Annotated in this window: 20 protein-coding genes; 16 read left to right on the top strand and 4 right to left on the bottom strand. The window is 64.6% G+C overall.

Annotation, left to right across the window (positions count from 1 at the left end; translation table 11 throughout):
- Positions 1-61: 61 nt before the first annotated feature.
- Complete coding sequence (locus ACX0MV_RS17205; RefSeq protein ID WP_458983899.1) at positions 62-1,693, bottom strand: acyl-CoA synthetase; 1,632 nt, start codon at positions 1,691-1,693, stop codon at positions 62-64.
- A gap of 250 nt (positions 1,694-1,943) precedes the next feature.
- On the opposite strand from ACX0MV_RS17205, the gene ACX0MV_RS17200 reads away from it, so the two are divergent.
- A complete protein-coding gene (locus ACX0MV_RS17200; protein ID WP_458983743.1) occupies positions 1,944-3,881 on the top strand; it encodes a beta-ketoacyl synthase in 1,938 nt (645 codons plus the stop codon).
- Positions 3,882-3,902: 21 nt separating this feature from the next.
- Here ACX0MV_RS17200 and ACX0MV_RS17195 read toward each other — a convergent pair whose 3' ends face one another.
- Both ACX0MV_RS17195 and ACX0MV_RS17190 read right to left on the bottom strand, forming a co-directional pair.
- The gene (locus ACX0MV_RS17195; RefSeq protein WP_458983742.1) at positions 3,903-4,298 is read right to left on the bottom strand and encodes an RNA-binding S4 domain-containing protein; all 396 of its coding nucleotides are present in this window, start codon (positions 4,296-4,298) and stop codon (positions 3,903-3,905) included.
- The gene (locus ACX0MV_RS17190; RefSeq protein WP_458983741.1) at positions 4,288-7,104 is read right to left on the bottom strand and encodes an AsmA family protein; all 2,817 of its coding nucleotides are present in this window, start codon (positions 7,102-7,104) and stop codon (positions 4,288-4,290) included. Before ACX0MV_RS17190 ends, ACX0MV_RS17195 begins: the two co-directional genes overlap by 11 nt.
- 338 nt (positions 7,105-7,442) lie before the next feature.
- Here ACX0MV_RS17190 and rimB point away from each other — a divergent pair, with 338 nt between their 5' ends.
- The 15 genes from rimB to ACX0MV_RS17115 all read left to right on the top strand — a co-directional run bounded on the left by rimB (position 7,443) and on the right by ACX0MV_RS17115 (position 17,762).
- Entirely contained in the window at positions 7,443-7,910 is a 468-nt protein-coding gene (rimB, locus tag ACX0MV_RS17185) for a retropepsin-like aspartic endopeptidase RimB (RefSeq protein ID WP_458983740.1), read from the top strand.
- Positions 7,907-8,812: a 30S ribosomal protein S6--L-glutamate ligase gene (rimK, locus tag ACX0MV_RS17180; protein ID WP_458983739.1), complete on the top strand. Its 906-nt coding sequence runs from the start codon at positions 7,907-7,909 to the stop codon at positions 8,810-8,812. Before rimB ends, rimK begins: the two co-directional genes overlap by 4 nt.
- Positions 8,813-9,194: 382 nt before the next feature.
- The gene (locus tag ACX0MV_RS17175; protein ID WP_458983738.1) at positions 9,195-10,112 is read left to right on the top strand and encodes a sigma 54-interacting transcriptional regulator; all 918 of its coding nucleotides are present in this window, start codon (positions 9,195-9,197) and stop codon (positions 10,110-10,112) included.
- An 89-nt stretch (positions 10,113-10,201) separates the two neighbouring features.
- Positions 10,202-10,408 (top strand): type III secretion system major pilin HrpA, encoded by a 207-nt coding sequence (locus tag ACX0MV_RS17170; protein WP_487247656.1) that lies wholly within the window; start codon positions 10,202-10,204, stop codon positions 10,406-10,408.
- 58 nt (positions 10,409-10,466) lie between these two features.
- The gene (locus ACX0MV_RS17165) at positions 10,467-11,411 is read left to right on the top strand and encodes a hypothetical protein (RefSeq protein ID WP_458983736.1); all 945 of its coding nucleotides are present in this window, start codon (positions 10,467-10,469) and stop codon (positions 11,409-11,411) included.
- Between the two features lie 72 nt (positions 11,412-11,483).
- The gene (sctI, locus tag ACX0MV_RS17160; protein WP_458983735.1) at positions 11,484-11,846 is read left to right on the top strand and encodes a type III secretion system inner rod subunit SctI; all 363 of its coding nucleotides are present in this window, start codon (positions 11,484-11,486) and stop codon (positions 11,844-11,846) included.
- A gap of 8 nt (positions 11,847-11,854) precedes the next feature.
- Complete coding sequence (gene sctJ, locus ACX0MV_RS17155; RefSeq protein WP_458983734.1) at positions 11,855-12,718, top strand: type III secretion system inner membrane ring lipoprotein SctJ; 864 nt, start codon at positions 11,855-11,857, stop codon at positions 12,716-12,718.
- The gene (locus ACX0MV_RS17150; protein ID WP_458983733.1) at positions 12,715-13,299 is read left to right on the top strand and encodes a hypothetical protein; all 585 of its coding nucleotides are present in this window, start codon (positions 12,715-12,717) and stop codon (positions 13,297-13,299) included. Before sctJ ends, ACX0MV_RS17150 begins: the two co-directional genes overlap by 4 nt.
- Positions 13,271-13,852: a type III secretion system stator protein SctL gene (gene sctL, locus ACX0MV_RS17145; RefSeq protein WP_458983732.1), complete on the top strand. Its 582-nt coding sequence runs from the start codon at positions 13,271-13,273 to the stop codon at positions 13,850-13,852. The genes ACX0MV_RS17150 and sctL overlap by 29 nt, the downstream gene beginning before the upstream one ends.
- A 99-nt stretch (positions 13,853-13,951) precedes the next feature.
- Positions 13,952-14,173: a serine kinase gene (locus ACX0MV_RS17140; protein WP_458983731.1), complete on the top strand. Its 222-nt coding sequence runs from the start codon at positions 13,952-13,954 to the stop codon at positions 14,171-14,173.
- Positions 14,160-14,588: a type III secretion protein gene (locus ACX0MV_RS17135; protein ID WP_458983730.1), complete on the top strand. Its 429-nt coding sequence runs from the start codon at positions 14,160-14,162 to the stop codon at positions 14,586-14,588. Before ACX0MV_RS17140 ends, ACX0MV_RS17135 begins: the two co-directional genes overlap by 14 nt.
- On the top strand, positions 14,581-16,698 hold the full coding sequence (gene sctC / locus ACX0MV_RS17130; RefSeq protein WP_458983729.1) for a type III secretion system outer membrane ring subunit SctC: 2,118 nt from the start codon (positions 14,581-14,583) through the stop codon (positions 16,696-16,698). The genes ACX0MV_RS17135 and sctC overlap by 8 nt, the downstream gene beginning before the upstream one ends.
- Entirely contained in the window at positions 16,695-16,901 is a 207-nt protein-coding gene (gene hrpT, locus ACX0MV_RS17125) for an HrpT family type III secretion system protein (protein ID WP_458983728.1), read from the top strand. Before sctC ends, hrpT begins: the two co-directional genes overlap by 4 nt.
- Before the next feature lie 5 nt (positions 16,902-16,906).
- Positions 16,907-17,284 carry a type III secretion protein HrpV gene (locus ACX0MV_RS17120; RefSeq protein WP_458983727.1) on the top strand — a complete coding sequence of 126 codons (378 nt, stop codon included), beginning with the start codon at positions 16,907-16,909 and terminating at the stop codon, positions 17,282-17,284.
- A 13-nt stretch (positions 17,285-17,297) separates the two neighbouring features.
- Positions 17,298-17,762, top strand: coding sequence for a type III secretion system chaperone (locus ACX0MV_RS17115; RefSeq protein ID WP_458983726.1), 465 nt, complete (start codon positions 17,298-17,300; stop codon positions 17,760-17,762).
- Between the two features lie 95 nt (positions 17,763-17,857).
- On the opposite strand, the gene ACX0MV_RS17110 is transcribed toward ACX0MV_RS17115, so the two are convergent.
- Positions 17,858-18,244, bottom strand: coding sequence for a type III secretion system major pilin HrpA (locus tag ACX0MV_RS17110; RefSeq protein WP_458983725.1), 387 nt, complete (start codon positions 18,242-18,244; stop codon positions 17,858-17,860).
- Positions 18,245-18,278: the final 34 nt, after the last annotated feature.

Below are 18,278 nucleotides of genomic sequence, written 5' to 3'. Positions count from 1 at the left end.
CTTGGCCCGGCTTGATGCCGGGCTTTTTTTTGCCGGCTGAAAAACTGCAGGCGCGCTGCCGCTACTCGCCCGCCGCCAGCGCCTTGGCCTGCTCGCGCAAAACGAATTTCTGCACCTTGCCGGTGGAGGTTTTCGGTAACTCGGTGAACAGCACCTGGCCGGGTACCTTGAAGCGCGCCATGCGTTGTTGGCAGAACGCGATCACCTCCTCCGCAGTCAATGACGCGCCGGGTTTGAGGGTGACGCAGGCACAGGGCGTTTCCCCCCACTTGGCGTGCGCCACGGCCACCACCGCCGCCTCCAGAATGAGCGGATGGCGATAGAGCACATCCTCGATCTCGATCGAGGAGATGTTCTCGCCGCCAGAAATGATGATGTCCTTGGAGCGGTCCTTGATCTCCACATAGCCGTCGGCGTGCCACACGGCCAGGTCGCCAGAGTGGAACCAGCCACCGGAAAACGCCGCAGCGGTGGCGGTCGGATTGTTCAGATAGCCCTTCATCACCACATTGCCGCGCATGAAGATTTCGCCGAGGGTCTCGCCGTCCTTGGGCACTGGCTGCAGGGTTTCCGGGTCCGCCACCATCAAGTCGTCGAGCAGCGGCGCACGCACGCCCTGGCGGGATTTCAGCCGGGCGCGCTGCTCCGCAGTCTCACCGTCCCACTCGCATTTCCATTCGCAGGCCACGCTGGGGCCATAGGTTTCGGTCAGGCCGTAAACATGGGTGACGCGAAACGCCAACGCCTCCATGGCTTCGATCACGGCTGCGGGTGGCGCGGCGCCAGCGGTCAGCACCTTGACCGGCCGGGTCTTCAGTGCCTTCAGGGCATCGTCGGCATTGGCCAGCATGTTCAGCACGATCGGCGCGGCGCAGAAGTGGTCAACCCCGTGCTCGGCGATGGCCGGATAGATTGCCTCGGCGCGCACGTGGCGCAGGCATACATTGACGCCAACGTAGGCTGCCAGCGCCCAGGGGAAGCACCAGCCGTTGCAGTGGAACATCGGCAGGGTCCAGAGGTAGACCGGGAAGCGCGTCATGTCCCAACACATCGCATTGGACAGCGCGTTCAGGTGCGCGCCGCGGTGATGGTAGACGACGCCCTTGGGGTTGCCCGTGGTGCCGGAGGTGTAGTTCAGGGCAATCGCCTGCCACTCGTCCGCCGGCATCTGCCAGGGGTAATCCGGCCTGCCCTCGGCCAGCAGGGTTTCGTAATCCAATGGGGATATGCGCTGGCCGGCCTGGTACTCGGGGTCGTCGATATCGATGATCAGCGGGCGGCGCGGCAGCAGGTCGAGTGCCCGCTGCAGCAACTCGCCGAATTCCTTGTCGACCAGCACCACCTTGGCGTCGCCGTGCTGCAGGATAAACGCGATGGTTTCGGCATCCAGGCGGGTGTTGATGGCGTTCAACACGGCGCCGCACATGGGAATGCCGAAGTGTGCCTCGAACATGGCCGGCCCGTTCGGCGCGATCAACGCCACGGTATCGCCGAGGCCGATGCCGCGCTGCGCCAACGCAGAGGCCAGGCGGATACAGCGCCCATAGGTCTCGCCCCAGGTTTGCCGCTGCGCGCCGTTCACCAGCGCCAGGCGCAACGGATAGACGCTCGCTGCGCGTTCGAGAAAACTCAAGGGGCTCAGTGCCTGGAAATTCGCCGCGTCGCGCGGCAGTCCGTCTTCGTAGGGATTGATGCCGTGCATTGGTGTCTCCAGCAGAACAGGGGCAGATAAACCCTAGCAGCCGTACGGCTTTATCGATGCGCGACCTTGGTCGAAAATCGTGACTTGCAGGTCATAAGTCACGTCAGCATAGGCATCCAAACAGCCGAGCCTGTGTTCGCCCGCCGCGTAAACCCTCGGGCTAGAGCCTTGCGCAACGGGCGACAAGCCTGCATAGCATGACCTGAGCTTGTCCGGCTTGAATATTTGAAGGAGTTGTCCAGTGAGTTATCGAGTGCCCTCACGCTTGCCTGTGATCGTTGGTTTTGGTGGCTACAACGCCGCCGGGCGCAGCTCCTTCCACCACGGTTTTCGCCGCACCGTCATCGAGTCGATGGACACGCCGGCACGTCAGCAAACCCTCGCGGGCCTGGCCGTGATGATGAAGCTGCTGCGCGTGGTTGATGGTGCCTACCAGACCGCTGACGGCAGCGTGTTGAGCCTGGCTGACATTGATGCACGCTATGCCGAGCAGATCCTCGCCTCGACGCTGGTTCGCCGGATCGAAAAACAGCACCTGGATGTCGACGCCGCCCACTGGCAGAAAACCATCAGCGTGGGCGCCGTGGACGGTACGCCGCTGAGCTTCATCAGCGGCCGCAAGCAATTGCCCGAGCCGCTGCCGGCCAACTGGTCAGTCGAGGAACTGAATGCCAGCGAAGTACGCGTCACCCTGCACGACAACTGCGAATTCCGCGTCGACAGCTACCGCGCCCTGCCGGTGAAATCCGCCGGCCAACTGCCCAGCGGATTCGAGCCTGGCGAGCTGTACAACTCGCGCTTCCACCCGCGCGGCCTGCAGATGACCATCGTTGGCGTGACGGATGCGCTGCGCGCCACCGGCATCGACTGGCAGACCATCATGCAGCACGTGGCCCCCGACGAAGTCGCGGTGTTCTCCAGTTGCATCATGAGCCAGCTGGATGAAAACGGCTTCGGCGGCCTGATGCAATCGCGCCTCAAGGGCGGGCGCGTCACCGCCAAACAGCTGGCCCTGGGCCTCAACACCATGTCGGCGGACTTTATCAACGCCTATGTGCTGGGCAGCGTTGGCACCACCGGCGCCATCACCGGCGCCTGCGCCACCTTCCTCTATAACCTGCAGAAGGGCATCGAACAGATTGCCAGTGGCAAAGCGCGGGTAGTCATAATCGGAAGCAGCGAAGCGCCAATCACCCAGGAATGCATCGAGGGTTACGGCGCCATGGGCGCGCTGGCCACCGAAGACGGCCTGCGGCAGATCGAAGGCAAGACCGAGATGGCCCAGGAGCAGGTTGATTTCCGCCGCGCCAGCCGGCCGTTCGGCGAGAACTGCGGCTTCACCCTGGCCGAAGCCTGCCAGTTCGTCGTGTTGATGGACGACGAACTCGCCCTCGAACTGGGTGCCGACATTCACGGCGCAGTGCCGGATGTGTTCATCAATGCCGACGGCTTCAAGAAGTCCATTTCCGCACCCGGCCCCGGCAATTACCTGACCGTCGCCAAGGCCGTGGCCAGCGCTGTCAGCCTGCTGGGCATCGACGCGGTGCGCCAGCGCAGCTTCGTTCACGCCCATGGTTCCAGCACACCGGCCAACCGCACCACCGAATCGGAAATTCTCGACCGAATCGCCAGCGCCTTCGCCATCGAACAGTGGCCGGTCACCGCGGTGAAGGCCTTTGTCGGCCATTCGCTGGCGACCGCCAGCGGCGATCAGTTGATCTCGGCGCTCGGCAGTTTCAAGTACGGCGTCATTCCCGGGATCAAGACCATCGATGCGGTAGCCGAGGATGTGCACCAGCAACACCTGAGCTTTGCCACCACCGACCGCCAGCGCGACCCCGAGCAGCTCGATGTGTGCTTTATCAACTCCAAGGGCTTTGGCGGCAACAACGCCAGCGCGACGGTGCTTGCGCCCCATGTGGTGGAGCGGATGCTGCGCAAGCGTCACGGCCGCGTTGCCTTCGCCGACTACTGCGCACGCCGGGAGCAGACCCGCGCCGCCGCGCAGCGCTACGACCAGCAGGCCACCCAGGGCCAGCTGGACATCATCTACAACTTCGGCAACGACCTGATCGACGACAAGCAGATCGAGATCAGCCCCCAGCAGGTGAACGTGCCGGGCTTCGCTCAGCCACTGGTGTTCAAGCCGGACGAGCGCTACGCCGACATGCTCGACTGACAGCGCCCTCGGCGGCCGGGCTCAGCCCTGGTCGTCGCGAAACTGATGGAGCTGGCGCCGTTGCTTCTTGCTCGGCCGGCCATCGGTCTGCATGCCCAGGGCGCCGGCCTTGCGCTGCGCCGCAGCGGCTTCCCGGCGCTCGATGCTGTCGGCCGTTTCGCTGTACAGCGCCTGTGCTTCAGGCGCGCCTCGGCGCACCGCGGACAACGCCTGAACCAGCACCGTGCGCTCATCGAAGCCATTGCGAATCACCAGTTCGTCGCCCACCCGCGGCTCCTTGCCAGGCTTGCAGCGCTCACCTCGGCAATGCACCTTGCCGCCTTCGATGGCAGCCTTGGCCAGTGCGCGGGTCTTGTAGAAGCGTGCCGCCCAGAGCCACTTGTCCAGGCGCACCTTGTCGTCGTCTTTATCGCTCATCGGTTCCCATTCGTTGTTCAGCCTGCAGAACTTTCCGGCAGCCCATGCCTGAGCCTTCGCCGAGCCCGGGTTCGATCCAAGGCAGTATCGCCAACGGCGGCGCGACAACGACGCCGATCACGCTGGCAACGGCTCTGGCCAGCAACTCGTCGCTGACGGCACTGACCGCCGGGTTGCTCAATGTACCCTGTAAGTGCACCGGCGAGGCGCTGGAAAGGATGCTGACGTCCTTGGGATGGGCTTCGAAGGCCAGGTCCAGGCGCTCGGTGGCGAGGTTGACGGTGCCGCCGCCGGTAAAGTTGCTGTCTGCAGTGGCGACGAAGAACTGCTCCAGTTGCGCCCGCCCCGCCTCGGCAACGAATCGTGCATAAGCGCAATCCATCGGCACCGTATCAGCCTCGGTAAGGGTGCTTACCAGTCGCTCGCCGCCATCCAGGCCAAGCAATTCGACGGTGAGCATGTCCAGCCGCCCGCCGGACATGGCCAGTTCAAGCTTGCCATCGAGGTCGGCCATCAGCGCGTCCATCGAGTCACCGGAAGCACGCACACCCAGCTGGCCGCCGATCACCCCCGCCGAGTCTTCGGCGACGTTCGGCAGGTCGCCATGGCGCAGCAGCGGTTTGAGCTGAACCCTCGTGGCCGCCAGCTCCAGTTGCGCATTCAGTGGCGATCGCCGCGCATCCAGGTTGAGCCGGCCGGACACCTCGCCGCCACCCAAACCGATCTGCAACGGCTGCACCTCGATCCGGCCATTCGCCAGGCTCAGCTCCAGGTCGACGCTGCCCAGCGGCAGAGTGCGGGTGTTGACGTTGTTCGCCTGGTAATCCAGTTCGGCATCGAAGGTGCGCAACCATGCCAATTGCCAAGGGTTGGCGGAAAACACCTCGGCGCGCGCCGGCCGCGCAGCGCCATCCTGTGCCGGCGAAAGGTCGGTGATATTCAACGTCTGCGAATACAGGGTCGCCCAGAGCATCGGCCGATCGCCCAGGCGCAGCCGCACATCGCCGCTGACATCGCTGTCGCCGAAGTGCCCTTGCACATTCTGCAGACGCAGCAAGGGCGCGTCCCAGTTCAGCCGCCCCTGCGCCCGATACGCTGGCAGTCTCGGCAGACTCAACCCGGTCAACCCCTCGAGCCGTGATGGGCTCGGCCCGTCGATGGCGAAATCGAGGTCGAGGCTGGCCAATTGCAATGGCTGGATCACCTGCCCATCAACGCTCAGCGTGGTGTCTCCCGCGCTCACGCTGCCCGCTACACCAAATGGCTGCGCAGCCAGCAGGTCGGCTGGCGGCAGGACGCTGAGGTCGAATTGAAATGGTACGTCGTTGCGCGAGCCCGTGCCCTGAAGATGCAGGCCACCCGACTCGGCGGTTGCGGCGCGCAGTTGCACATGCAGGCGCTGCGCTGGCGCGTGGTAACTGAGCGGGCTGTCGTCGATGCGCAACGCGTTTTCATCCAGGCGGACATGCAGCTCGCCGTCCAGGGTGCCAAGCTGCGGATACCCCAGCGGCGCCAATGCCCGGCCCAGATCGACCTGATCCAGCTCGACATCGATGCGGCCGGTTGCCGTGCTGGAGGCGAAGCTCAGGGAGGCCTGAGCGCTCAGCGTTGCGTCATCCTGAACGGCATGCAGGCGCTCGATCTCCAGCTGCCCATCCGCCAGCTGGCCATGAATTTCCAGCTCGCTCAGCGAGGCGTCGCCGTAGTCGAGCCGACCGATACGCAGGTCGATCTTGCCCTGATAACGGCGCAACGGCTCGAGGCTTTGCACCAGGCGTTGCTGCGGAGAAGCGGACGAATCCGTTTCGGCGTCGCCGTCTGCAACCAGCGCCATCACCCCCCAATGGTTGAGGTCGAGCCGGTCGGCCTGAATCTGCAGGTCGAGGCGCGGCGTCTGCCCGCGCACGTAGGTCAGCGCGCCGTATAGCTGGCTTTCGCCGCTCTGCAGCTCGATATCTTCCAGTGACCAGCGCTGGTCCTGATGGCTCACCTTGGCGCTGGCCGCGAAGGCCGGCACCTGCAGGTCAGCCATTCCGAGCGGCCCGGCGACCCGCATGCTGTCAGGCGCGGCGAGGCTCAGCTCACCCTGCAGCGATTCGAGCTGCAATAGCTCCTGGGCCTGGCCGACGAAGCTCAGCTGAATCGGCCCCAGACTTCCCTGCAGGTTTGCGGCATAGGGCGAGCCTTGCGCCAGCGCCTGGCTGGGCGGCCCGCCCTTGGCACTGAACTGCAACGGTTTGCCGAGCAACTCCCCCTGACCCTGGATAGTCAGATGTCGCTCACCGACGTCATCCCGAGTCGTTTCGAACGACACACTTACATCCGCGCCTAGCTTGGCATCGCGAAAGCTGAGCTGGCCATCGGTCATCTTGATCACCTGCGGGTCGATGCCCATGCCCTTCTCGTTCGGGTCGGGGGATTTCAGCGGCGCCCAGTTGACGCTGCCGTCCTCGCGACGGACCAGATGAATCACCGGCTGTTCGAGACCGAGCAGCGTCAAACTGAGGTTGCCCTTGAGCAACTCACTGGCATCCAGGGTCAGATCCAGCACTGCCAGTCGCAGCATCTGTTCCTCGTCGGCCCAGGTAGCATTGGCCACGCTGACCTGGTCGAGGTGGATGCCAGGCGGCCATCCCCAGGCGAACCCCAGGCTGCCGATCTGCACCTCACGGCCGTCCAGGCGCTGGCTGAAGCCCTCCTCCAGTTGCCGCCGCGCCCACTGCGACTCCAGCAGCGAAACAGCCAGCGTCAGCAGTACCGCAAGCCCCGCAAGGATCAGCAGGCTCCATCTGAGCGCGTTTACCATGTTTGCCTCCGTCAGCTTCACCCCAGCCAAGGCCGAGATGGGTGCTTACCCACCCGATCGGCAGGCCCATAGAGGAGTCGACCAGCCGCCGGCGAAAAAACTCAGGCTAATGTGGGGTACGCCGCTGCCAATGACGCGAATGCAGCACCGAACCGAACCACCAACCTGTCGCGGCACCCAGACTGCGTAGCGCCAGGGCGACGGCCGAAAGTCGGCAGACGCCCGCGCGGTATCGCCCTTGGCAGCGGCCGTCGAGCGCCAAGGAAAGCGAATCAATTGGCGGATGCGGTTGTCATACGAGCCAACTAGAATGCCCGGAAATATTGCGGACGGGTCTATTGAACAGCTTCGACCAACTCAACGTGATCGGCCTGCGCGAGTGGATCAATCTGCCGGACCTGGGCATGGTCGGTCTGCGCGCGAAAATCGACACCGGTGCCAGCACGTCCAGCCTGCATGCCAGCGATATCCAGCCCTTCGAGCGCGAGGGCGAGCAATGGGTGCGCTTCACCGCGCACCTGGGCACGCTGGTGCAGCGCCGCCACCGCTGCGAGGCGCAACTTGTATCGGTGAAAACCATCAAAAGCTCGAACGGGCACGCGCAGTCGCGCTACGTGATCCGCACCCGCCTGACCCTTGGCGAGCGCGAGTGGCCCGTAGAATTCACCCTGACCTGCCGCAAGACCATGCGCTACCGCGTTCTGCTCGGTTCCAAAGCGCTGATTCAAGGCATGCTGCTGGTCAACCCGGCGCTGTCCTACGTGCAAAACAAACCCACTCTTGCTGACCTTTCTGGTGCCCAATGAAGATCGCCGTGCTGTCGCGCAACCCGCGCCTGTATTCCACTCGACGCCTGGTCGAGGCCGGTCAGCAACGCGGCCATGAAGTGGTCGTGATCGACACCTTGCGCGCCTATATGAACATCGCCAGCCACAAGCCGCAGATCCACTACCGCGGTCGGCCGTTGCAAGGCTTCGATGCCGTGGTGCCGCGCATCGGTGCCTCGGTGACCTTCTACGGCTGCGCAGTGCTGCGCCAGTTCGAGATGATGGGCGTGTTCCCACTCAACGAGTCGGTGGCGATCGCTCGTTCGCGCGACAAGCTGCGCTCGCTGCAGCTGCTGTCGCGCCGCGGCATCGGCCTGCCGGTGACCGGCTTTGCCCACTCACCCGACGATATTCCCGACCTGATCGCCATGGTCAACGGCGCACCCCTGGTGATCAAGGTGCTGGAAGGCACCCAGGGCATCGGCGTGGTGCTGTGCGAGACCGAGAAGGCGGCGGAATCGGTGATCGAGGCGTTCATGGGCCTCAAGCAGAACATCATGGTGCAGGAATACATCAAGGAAGCCGGCGGTGCGGACATCCGCTGCTTCGTGGTCGGCGACAAGGTAATCGCCTCGATGAAGCGTCAGGCCAAGCCCGGCGAGTTCCGCTCCAACCTGCACCGCGGCGGCAGCGCCAGCCTGATCAAGATCACCCCGGAAGAACGCATGACGGCGATCCGCGCCGCCAAGGTCATGGGCCTGTCGGTGGCGGGCGTCGATATCCTGCGTTCCAACCACGGCCCTTTGGTGATGGAAGTGAATTCCTCACCGGGCCTCGAAGGCATCGAAACCACCACCGGCAAGGATGTCGCCAGCCTGGTCATCCAGTACCTGGAGAAGAACGCCGGCCCTCACTTGACCCGCACCAAGGGCAAGGGCTAGCACGCGTCATCGAAGCAATTTCCCACGCCATCATTCAGCCAAACCGCGACGTTACGCCCTTGCGTTCAGCGCCCGCGGGACCTTCGAAAGATGCCGTGCATTCGCCGCTTCGCTTGTTGTTCGCAGCCCATCTGGAACGCTCGTCCTAGAGCTGTTTCACAAAAATCCTTTCAGCGGATTTATTGAACCTACGGCCTGTCGATTCGGTCAGAAATACGGGAAAAAAAGCAGTCTCCCGCTCGCGACTTCCGCACCACAACAACAATAATGAGCGAATCAGCTTTCGCTTGATTTCGCGCGGCCCAATTCAGGGCGATGTCACATTTTTGCTGCCGTCATGCTGGTAACAATGACCGGCGAGAATTGATCCGAGGCGATAGTGATGACAAACACGCTTGACCCCGCTGACCATCAACCATCAACCACTGAAATCTTCGATCTAGAGACGATTGCCGAAAGCACTGCACCTCTCAACGTCGACCTGCTCATCCGTGGTGAAACCGGCACCGGCAAGGACACGCTGGCCGAGAAGATTCATAAATTGTCCGGGCGCAAGGGCAGTTTCGTGCCCATCAACTGCGCGGCCATTCCTGAAAGCCTGGCCGAAAGCCAGCTGTTCGGCGTGGTCAACGGCGCCTACACCGGCGCCGTGCATTCCCGCGCCGGCTTTATCGAAACAGCGCACCAGGGCACCCTTTATCTCGATGAAATCGACAGCATGCCGTTGTCGCTGCAGGCCAAGCTGCTGCGCGTGCTGGAGGTGCGGGGTATCGAAAGGCTCGGTTCAACCCAGTTCATTCCCGTCGACATGCGCGTCATCGCATCGGCCCAGACCTCGCTGCAGGACCTGGTGGAAAACGGCCATTTCAGGCGCGACCTGTATTTCCGCCTGAATGTGGTGAGCATCAAGCTGCCGTCGCTGCGCCAGCGCCGCGAGCAGATCGTGCCGCTGTTCATCAACCTGGCCCGCAAGGAGGCGCAGGCCAGTGGCTGGTCATTGAAGATGCCGCCGCCAACCCTGCTGCAGGAACTGATCTGCCACAACTGGCCGGGCAATGTGCGTGAACTGCGCTCGGCGGCCAAACGCTATGTGCTCGGTCTGCCGCCGCTGTCGAGCATAGACAGCAGCCTCTGTGCCGGCATGAGCCTCAAGGCGCGCCTGCAGCAGATCGAGAAGCTGCTGATCGAGGATTCCCTGCGCCGCCACCACCGTTGCATCGATGCGGTGGTCGGCGAGCTGGGCATCGCCCGGCGCACCCTCTATCACCGCATGAAGTGCCTGGAAATCTCCCCTTCCTGATATTTCGTGGAACCGTTTGGTTTTTCTTCGCCACAGAAAGGTGAGCCCGCTCTCGGGCTTACCTACCTCAACCATTTGGAGATACGACTATGGCTATGGGAGCTTCTTTGGCTGCATCCACCGCGGCGATGGCTCAGATGGACGCAACGTCTGCCGCCACCACCACCATGAACGCCCAGTTCCAGTCCCAGAAGATGATCACCGACACCATGAACAGCATCATGCAAGGTGCTGTGGATTCCGGTAACAAGGCGCTCAACGCAGCGTCGGAGTCCGGCAAAGCCATCCGTTATTGAGACGGCTGCGATCCCCGGCCAGCCGGCCGGGGGTTTCGCCCAGTGAGGAGGACACCTCATGATGAACCTCAGTACGATCAGCAACGCAACCGCATTTCCAAGCATCACCGGCACCTGCGGCTGCAGCCCGACGGGCAGCGACGGTGGCAGCGTGCTGGAAATGCTCGCCCGCTTGCTTGCCGAGTCGATGCTCAACGAAGACGGCTCGATCAAGGAAGGCAGCAAACTCGCCGAATTGCTCGGCAAATTCATGGACGAGCATGCGGATAAATACGGCAGCCCCGGCCAGTACGGCAAATCCTGGCAGGACGCACTGACCAGCGGCCATAACAAGGTCGACCTGAACGTGCTGATGCAGGTTCTCGCCGACATGATCGGTGAGAAGAGCGGCGGCAACAGTTTTGCCGACGAGCTGTTTTCCCCCGGCACGTCGCACTCGCCCTTCGCCGGCGCGGGTGACGCGCAAAACCTGTTCGGCGGTTCGACTGGCTTGCCCTTCGGCGGCGAATCTCCGCTCAGCAACTTGCCCACCGGTCAGCCCGGCACTGGCGGCAGCGACCTGATCAGCCAGCTGATGCAGTTTCTCTCCACCCTCGGCAGCGAAGCCCTGGGCGGCGTGCTGAGCAAGGATGGCAAGGGCGGCGCGACGTTTTCCAGCGACGACATGGACATCCTCAAGCAGGTGGCGCTGTACATGGACCAGAACCCGGACGTGTTCGGCAAACCCCATGACGCCAACGGCAAGGTCAGCAGCTGGGTCGACGAACTGGGTGAGGACAATTACCTGAATGCCGAAGAAACCGCCTTGTTCGAAAAGGCGATCGGCAATATCAACCAGGAGATGGCCAGCTTTGCCACCGTCGGCAATGGCTCGTCGCAGACCGGGGGCCTGTTCGGTGACCTCGATCTCAGCTCGCTGAAACCGAGCGACGTGTCGCTCAACATGGGCGCGTCGACGGCAGCGTTCAACATCATGGCGCAGCTCTACGGCCAGTCGGCCTGAGCTTCGCCCCGTGCCGCGGCATGCCTGGCGGCTGTCGCGGCTTTTACCGTGACGTCTCGCCAGGAATTCGCCATGAAGATTGAAAGTATCGACATAACCCAGGGTGCCGCTGCAGCCAAACCGCTGGATCAGGCACCGCTCAAGTCCGACGTCAGCTGGTTCAGCGCTGCACTCAACAAGCCGACCGCCACCACTGCCAGCGAAGACAACGTTGCCTCGCGCATCATCGGCCAGCTGTCCAATCGCTCGGAAGCCTTGCAGAAACTCTCCGAGCGCTCTGACCGCGCCCTGCAGAAGGCCGCCAAGACCGCCGACCCGATGGACATGGTCAAGGCCAACCGCTCGCTGTCCTCGTTCTACCTGGAAAGCGTGCTGACCGCGAAGATGGTCAGCAAAGGTGCCCAGGCCGTGGAAAAACTCACCAACCTGCAGTAGGTCCCATCATGCCAAGCCGTGTGCTTCTGGCTGCCCTGCTGATGCTGTTGCTGGCGGGATGTGGCGAACGCGTCGAGCTGCACAGCCAGCTGTCCGAACAGGACGCCAACGAGGTGATCGCCGAGCTGGCGGACAAGCGCATCCGCTCGGTGAAGCGCGCCGACAAGGAAGGCGTCAGCGTACTGGTCGATCCGGACGACATGACCCGTGCGGTGCGAGCACTGGACGCCGCCGGCCTGCCGCGTCGCTCGCGCTCTAGCCTGGGCGATATCTTCCGCAAGGAGGGGGTGATCTCCACCCCCCTGGAAGAACGCGCGCGCTACATCTACGCCCTGTCCCAGGAGCTGGAAGCGACGCTGTCGCAGATCGACGGCGTCATCGTCGCCCGAGTCCATGTGGTGCTGCCCGAACGGGTCGCGCCTGGCGAGCCCGTGCAGCCCGCCTCGGCCTCGGTGTTCATCAAGCACACCAGCGACCTCGACCCCGACAGTGCGCGGCCGCGAGTCCGGCGCATGGTCGCCAGCGGCATTCCCGGCATGGCGAGCGCTGCCAATGACGAGGTCAAGCTGGCCGTTGTCTTCGTGCCGGCCGCCCGCTATCGCGAGCAGCAGAAACTGGCGTACCTCGGGCCTTTTCTGGTCCCTCGCGATGACCTTGGTTACTGGCAGGGCATGCTCTACGGCGGCCTCGCCCTGCTGGTGTTGCTGCTTGGCGCCCTGGGTGGCGGCTACTGGTGGCTGAAACAACGCAAGCGCGTCGCCAGCCTGCCAGCCAGCAGCACCGCTGCGCCAGGTACACCGCGCGTCGTGGCCAGCCCGGCGTTCGCCCCACGGCCACAGGCGCCGTCTCGCCCTGACGGGAATGCGGCATGAATCAGGAACGTAGCTGGGTGTACTGGTGGACCACGGCCTGGCGCCAGGCGCACCCGGATTGGACGCCGACAGCCCTCGCCGGGGTCGAGCTGTCACGCCTGGATGCACTCGCCCGCAGCCACCATATGGAGCTGTGTCGGGCTTTCGGCATCCTGCCCTGCACCCCGCCGCCGCCTCACGTGGCGCTGCTGGAATTCATCTCCAGCAACCTCGCCCGCCGCGAGCTCACCCTCGCCCTGGTGGCCGCCACCTGCGACCCCCAGGAGGACAACCAGCTGTCTGCCGAGCAGCGCAGCTGGTGCCTGAGCGTCGCCAAGGCATTGCGCCCGCGGCACTGGCTGAGCGAGGCGCCCGACTCCTTGAACCTGCTGCGCGCCTGGGTCGGCATGGCCGCCTGGCAACGGCTGCGCCTGAGTTTCCCGCGCCCCCGCATCGATGCGCTCGAACGGCACGAACCCGTCTGCGCCCCGGCCGGCAAACTCGATGCGCTGTGGCAGGCTGCGCTTTGGCGCAGCGCGAAAACACCCGCGAATGGTCATCCGGAACAGGAGCATGCCGATGCTAGCCCGGCGCTTGGTTGAACTGCGTGCCGGCGCGCCCCGCCTCGCGCAACCGCTGATCAGGCGCGAGACCCTGATCGACTGCGGCCGTGCCGAGGCGGTGCTGGCCCATGCCCAGGAACAGGCTGCAGCGCTATTGCAGGAGGCCGAACGCCACGCCGAGGCGCAACTCGCCGAAGCGCGCCAGGCATTCTGGCAACAGGCCGAGCACCAGCTCATGCGCTGGGAGCAGGAGCGCCTGGAAATCAATCGTCTGCTGGAAAGTCACGCCAGTCAGTTGGTCAATCAAGCATTGCAGCAACTGCTTGGCGAAACGCCGGAACCTGCTCGGTTGAACGCGCTGCTCAAGCAACTGAGCGCCAGCCAGAGCGAGCCGGTCAGTGCCACCCTGCGCTGTCACCCCCAGGTGCGCGACACCGTACAGCGTTGGCTGGATCAACAGCCTGCCACGCCCTGGCGCCTGCAGCCCGATGCCAGCCTGGCCGACGACGAGGTGCGCCTGAGTACCGAGCAAGGCGACTTCCAACTCGACTGGCGCTCCGCCTGTGAAGCGCTGCACGTGCCAACCCCGTAACGCGATGGCCTGATGACCTTCATGCGGCGGGACTTTCATGGAACCGTTGCTGCCGCGCTGACCACAGAGCAAAAACAATTGCCCACGGAGGAAATCGCCATGCCGTCAGCCGATGCCGTACAACGCCGTCTCGACACCCGCTTCGACCAAGCCCAGACCCAACTCGACCAGATCGCCATGAATGCCGACGGCTATTCCCTGGACGACATGCACAGCTTCGTCGCCGCGATGCGGCAGATGTCCACCGCCAGCTACGCGGTGAACCAGGAAACCGCGATCAAGCACAACCTGGCCAAGGCCATCGTTGATGCAATGCCATGAGCTGGCCGAACACCTGACCCGCTGGCTGGCCGGCAACGAGCCGCTGCTCGACTTCAGCGCCGACAACGGCCAGGTGCAGGTGCAGCGGCTGCCCGGTGGACTGTCCCTCGGGGTTGCCCTCAACGGCCGCACGCACGACGAGAGCGGCCTGCAACAAGCCCTGCGCCTGGGTCACCCCAGCCTTGCGCACTTTCCCGGTGCCCTTGCCCGCGATCCCGCCAGCGGCCAGCTGTGGCTGCTGCAATGGCTGGGCGAGACATGTGACTGCGACACCCTGCTCAACCACGTGGAGGTGCTGCTCAACCAGCGCGACACCTGGCAATCGATGCTCAGCGAACCGCCCACCACGCCACCCAAAGCGCGGCCCTTGAGCCTGCCGCCCGGCCTTATCGGAGAAGGAATCCGTTATGCCTAATGCCAGCGTCACGCGTCACCCGGCGACCTTGCGTTGCATTCGTCGCCACTGGCTGCCTGTGCTCGGCGCCCTCACGCTGCTGTGGGTCGTCCCGCAGCCGCTCAGTGCCGCCGTACCGGACGCCTGGAAAACCAATGCGTATGCCTATGAAGCAGAAGAGACGCCGCTAAGCACGGTACTCAACGACTTCGCCACCACCTTCGGCGTGATCCTCGACATCGACGGGCGGGTCGCCGGCACCGTGAGCGGCAAGATGCGCGCCGACTCGTCCCAGGCGTTCCTCGACCGACTGGCCCTGGAACACCGCTTTCAGTGGTTCGTTTACAACAACACGCTGTACGTCAGCCCGCTCGACCAGCAGGACTCGGCCCGCCTGGAAATTTCCGCCGATGCCGTGCCGGACCTGCAGCAGGCGCTGACCAATATCGGCCTGCTGGACAAGCGCTTCGGCTGGGGCGAGCTGCCCGACGAGGGCGTGGTGCTGGTGTCCGGCCCGAGCCGCTACGTGCAACTGGTCAGTCGCTTCACCCAGCAGCGCAAGAGCGAGGAGGAAAAGCAGGAAATCATCAGCTTCCCGCTGCGCTATGCCGGCGCCGCCGACCGCAACATCAGCTACCGCGGCGACACCCTGACCATCCCCGGCGTCGCCAGCATCCTGCGTAGCCTGCTGGAGACCCGCAGCACCGCCACCCTGCCGGCCACTGCCGGTGGCGCGCCGCAACCCATGGGCGCGTTCAACACCCTGCAGGGTGTGCAGGGCTCGGGGCAGGATCAGTTCGAGCAGATGCTGCTCAGCCGCGCCGGCCAAAGCGGCGTTAGCCGGTTGCCGACTTCCGGCAAGGGCGGCGGCAAGATTCGCGTGGAGGCCGACATCCGCAACAATGCGGTGCTCATCTACGACGACCCGAAACGCCGCTCGCTGTACGAAAAGGTCATGGTGGACCTGGACACTCCGCGCAAACTGGTCGAGATCGACGCCATCATCCTCGACATCGACCGCAGCCAACTGGCTGAACTGGCCTCACGCTGGAACGTCGAGAGCGGCGACAACATCGGCGGCGCCTCGCTGCTCGCCCCGGGTGCGTCCTCGACGCTGTTCATCCAGGACTACGGCGACTTCTTTGCGGAAATCCGCGCACTCGAAGGCCGTGGCGCGGCATCGGTGGTGGCCAACCCCTCGATCCTGACCCTAGAAAACCAGCCGGCGGTCATCGACTTCAGTCGCACCGAATACCTGACGGCGGTGGGCGAGCGGGTGGCCAACATCGTGCCCATCACCGCCGGCACCAGCATGCAGGTGGTACCCCACGCCATCGACTCAGAAGGCGCGTCGCTGATCCAGATGGTGGTCGATATCGAGGACGGCCAGATCGAACGATCGGTGGCCGGCCAGACCACCCCTTCCATCCGCCGCGGCAGCGTCAGCACCCAGGCGGTGATGGGCGAAAAGCGCTCGCTGGTGATTGGCGGGTTCCACGTCGAGGAGTCTGGCGACAGTGAAGAAAGCGTGCCGCTGCTCGGCAGCATTCCGGTCATCGGCAAACTGCTGTTTTCCTCCACGCGGCGTGAGACCAGCCGGCGCGAGCGGCTGTTCATTCTCACTCCGCGGCTGATTGGTGATCAGGTTGACCCCGCGCGCTACCTGGCACCGGATGATCGCCACCGGGTCGACAGCGCCATTGCCCAGGTCAACGAGCGCCGCGAAGGCCGCCGTTCGATCAGCCGCAGGGACGTGACCCGCGCACTGGTCGGCCTGGCCACCGGGGAAGTACCGGCCGGCTTCGCCGAAGCGGAAGTGCCCTACGTACCGCATACCCTGTGTGGCAACCAGGGCCCGCTGCAACTCGATGCCGGCCGCGCGCAATGGTTCAGCGGCCCGGACTATGGCATCGCGGTCGGGGTGGTGCGCAATACCGGCGAGCAGCGCCTGCGCTTCGACGAGGCCGGCTGCGGCGGCCGCCGCGCCCTGGCGGTGAGCATCTGGCCACGGGCCTGGCTCGCGCCGGGCGAGGAAGCCGAAGTCTTCGTCGCCATGCGCACGCCCGACCCGGACAGTTTGCGCGCACCGCGACCGTCCCTGTTGACCACTGCCCCGAGGACTCAGCCATGAGCCACGCGTCGACTATCACCCTGCTGTTCGCCGCCCTGCTGCTGGGCGGCTGCGCCAGCCGTGATGCCTGCCAGGACGGGCAATGCGAGCGCGCCGACCCGGACCTGCGCACGCTGGTGATCTGGTGGGCGCCGGGAATGCGCAACGGCCTGGGCAGCGAGGAGCAGCCAATGGATCACAGCATCGTGCCGCTTGGGGAGTAACGCCGATGTCTTTGCATGACAACGGCACCACCGGCAAGCGCGCGTTCCAGGAAAGCGTCGCTGCCGGCATGCCCGCCCAGTGGGAACTGGCGCCGGGCATCGAATTCTGCCTGCGCCGCGAGCCCCACAGCCTCGGCCTGGCGCTGCAGGTGCACAGCCACGTGCTGCAGCCGAACCAGCTGAGCCGCTCGCTGGAGCGACGCTTCGAAGACCCGCAACTGTTCGACCAGTACTTCCTGTTCATCGACCCGCATCGCGCGCTGGTGGTCTGGCACGCCTTGCCCGAACGGCCGATTGCCCTTGAAGCGCTCAGCGACATCCAGAGCCACGAATTGCTGCTGGTCGGCCTGGAGCATCTGGACGACCTGTCCCCTACCTACTGAAACGAGGCCTCCCATGCATACACCGCAACCGCAAGCACAGCGTCTGATGGCCGCCCTGGGCCAGCACCTGAATACCCAACTGAGCCTGGACGAGGGCGTGTGTGCGCTGTTCGATGCCCAGGGCAAGGAAGCCGCCGTGATCGAGATCCCGGCGCACAGCGACACCGCCATCCTTCACTGCGCCATCGAGATGCCGCTGCATTCGGCCACTGCGCACAAGCAACTGCTGGAACTCAACTTCCGTATCGACACGCTGCGCGGCTGCTGGCTGGCCCTGGACGAGCGAGGCGAGGTGCGGCTGTGCGCGCAAAGCCCGCTGGACAGCCTGAGCGAGGAGCGTTTCTGCCACTGGGTGGTCGGTTTTATCGCCCAGGTCAAGGACACCCGCGAGCTGCTGAGCCGCCAACGCCCGGCCACTGGCGCACCCACACAACGCAGCAGCCTGGGGAGCAACCCCATGGCCGCTGCCCTGCGTTAAGCCTTTCTCGACTCGAACCGCCAACCTTCAGCGCACGTGGCGAACCGCTTGCGCTGATACCGATGGATATCGCTCGGTAAAGCGCCTGCGCGGCGCTAGCTGACCCGGATGCCTTTGCCTGCCTCACTGCAGGCGGCGGTGGCTTTGCTGGACGAATCGGCCATGCCAGTCAGCATGGCGTTCAGGGTGTCTGCCAGGGTTTTCTGGCTGTTGAACATGGCATTCAACTCGGCCGCGGCGGCATTGGCGCGCTCCAGGTCATGCATCCCCTGCTGGCTGGCGGCCGATGCAGACGGCTGAGCCTGCGGGTCCTGAGGTTGCTGGTGGACACCCTGCGGTTGCGAGCCGTGCATACCGCGCTGCGCGAGGCTGTGTGCGGTGCGCTGCTGAGGGACACGGGGCTGCTGGGTCAGCCCGCTCGCGCCGCCCGTGCCGGTGGCTGCAGCTGGCGTCGCGGCGGTAGTGCGCTGTATCGCTGTCATGGGTTTTCTCCTACGCAACCGACACCGTGCATGG

It is taken from the genome of Pseudomonas cistanchae (assembly GCF_054483635.1).
Note: the sequence above shows the minus strand (reverse complement) of the source record. Positions and strands in the feature narration are given on the sequence as shown.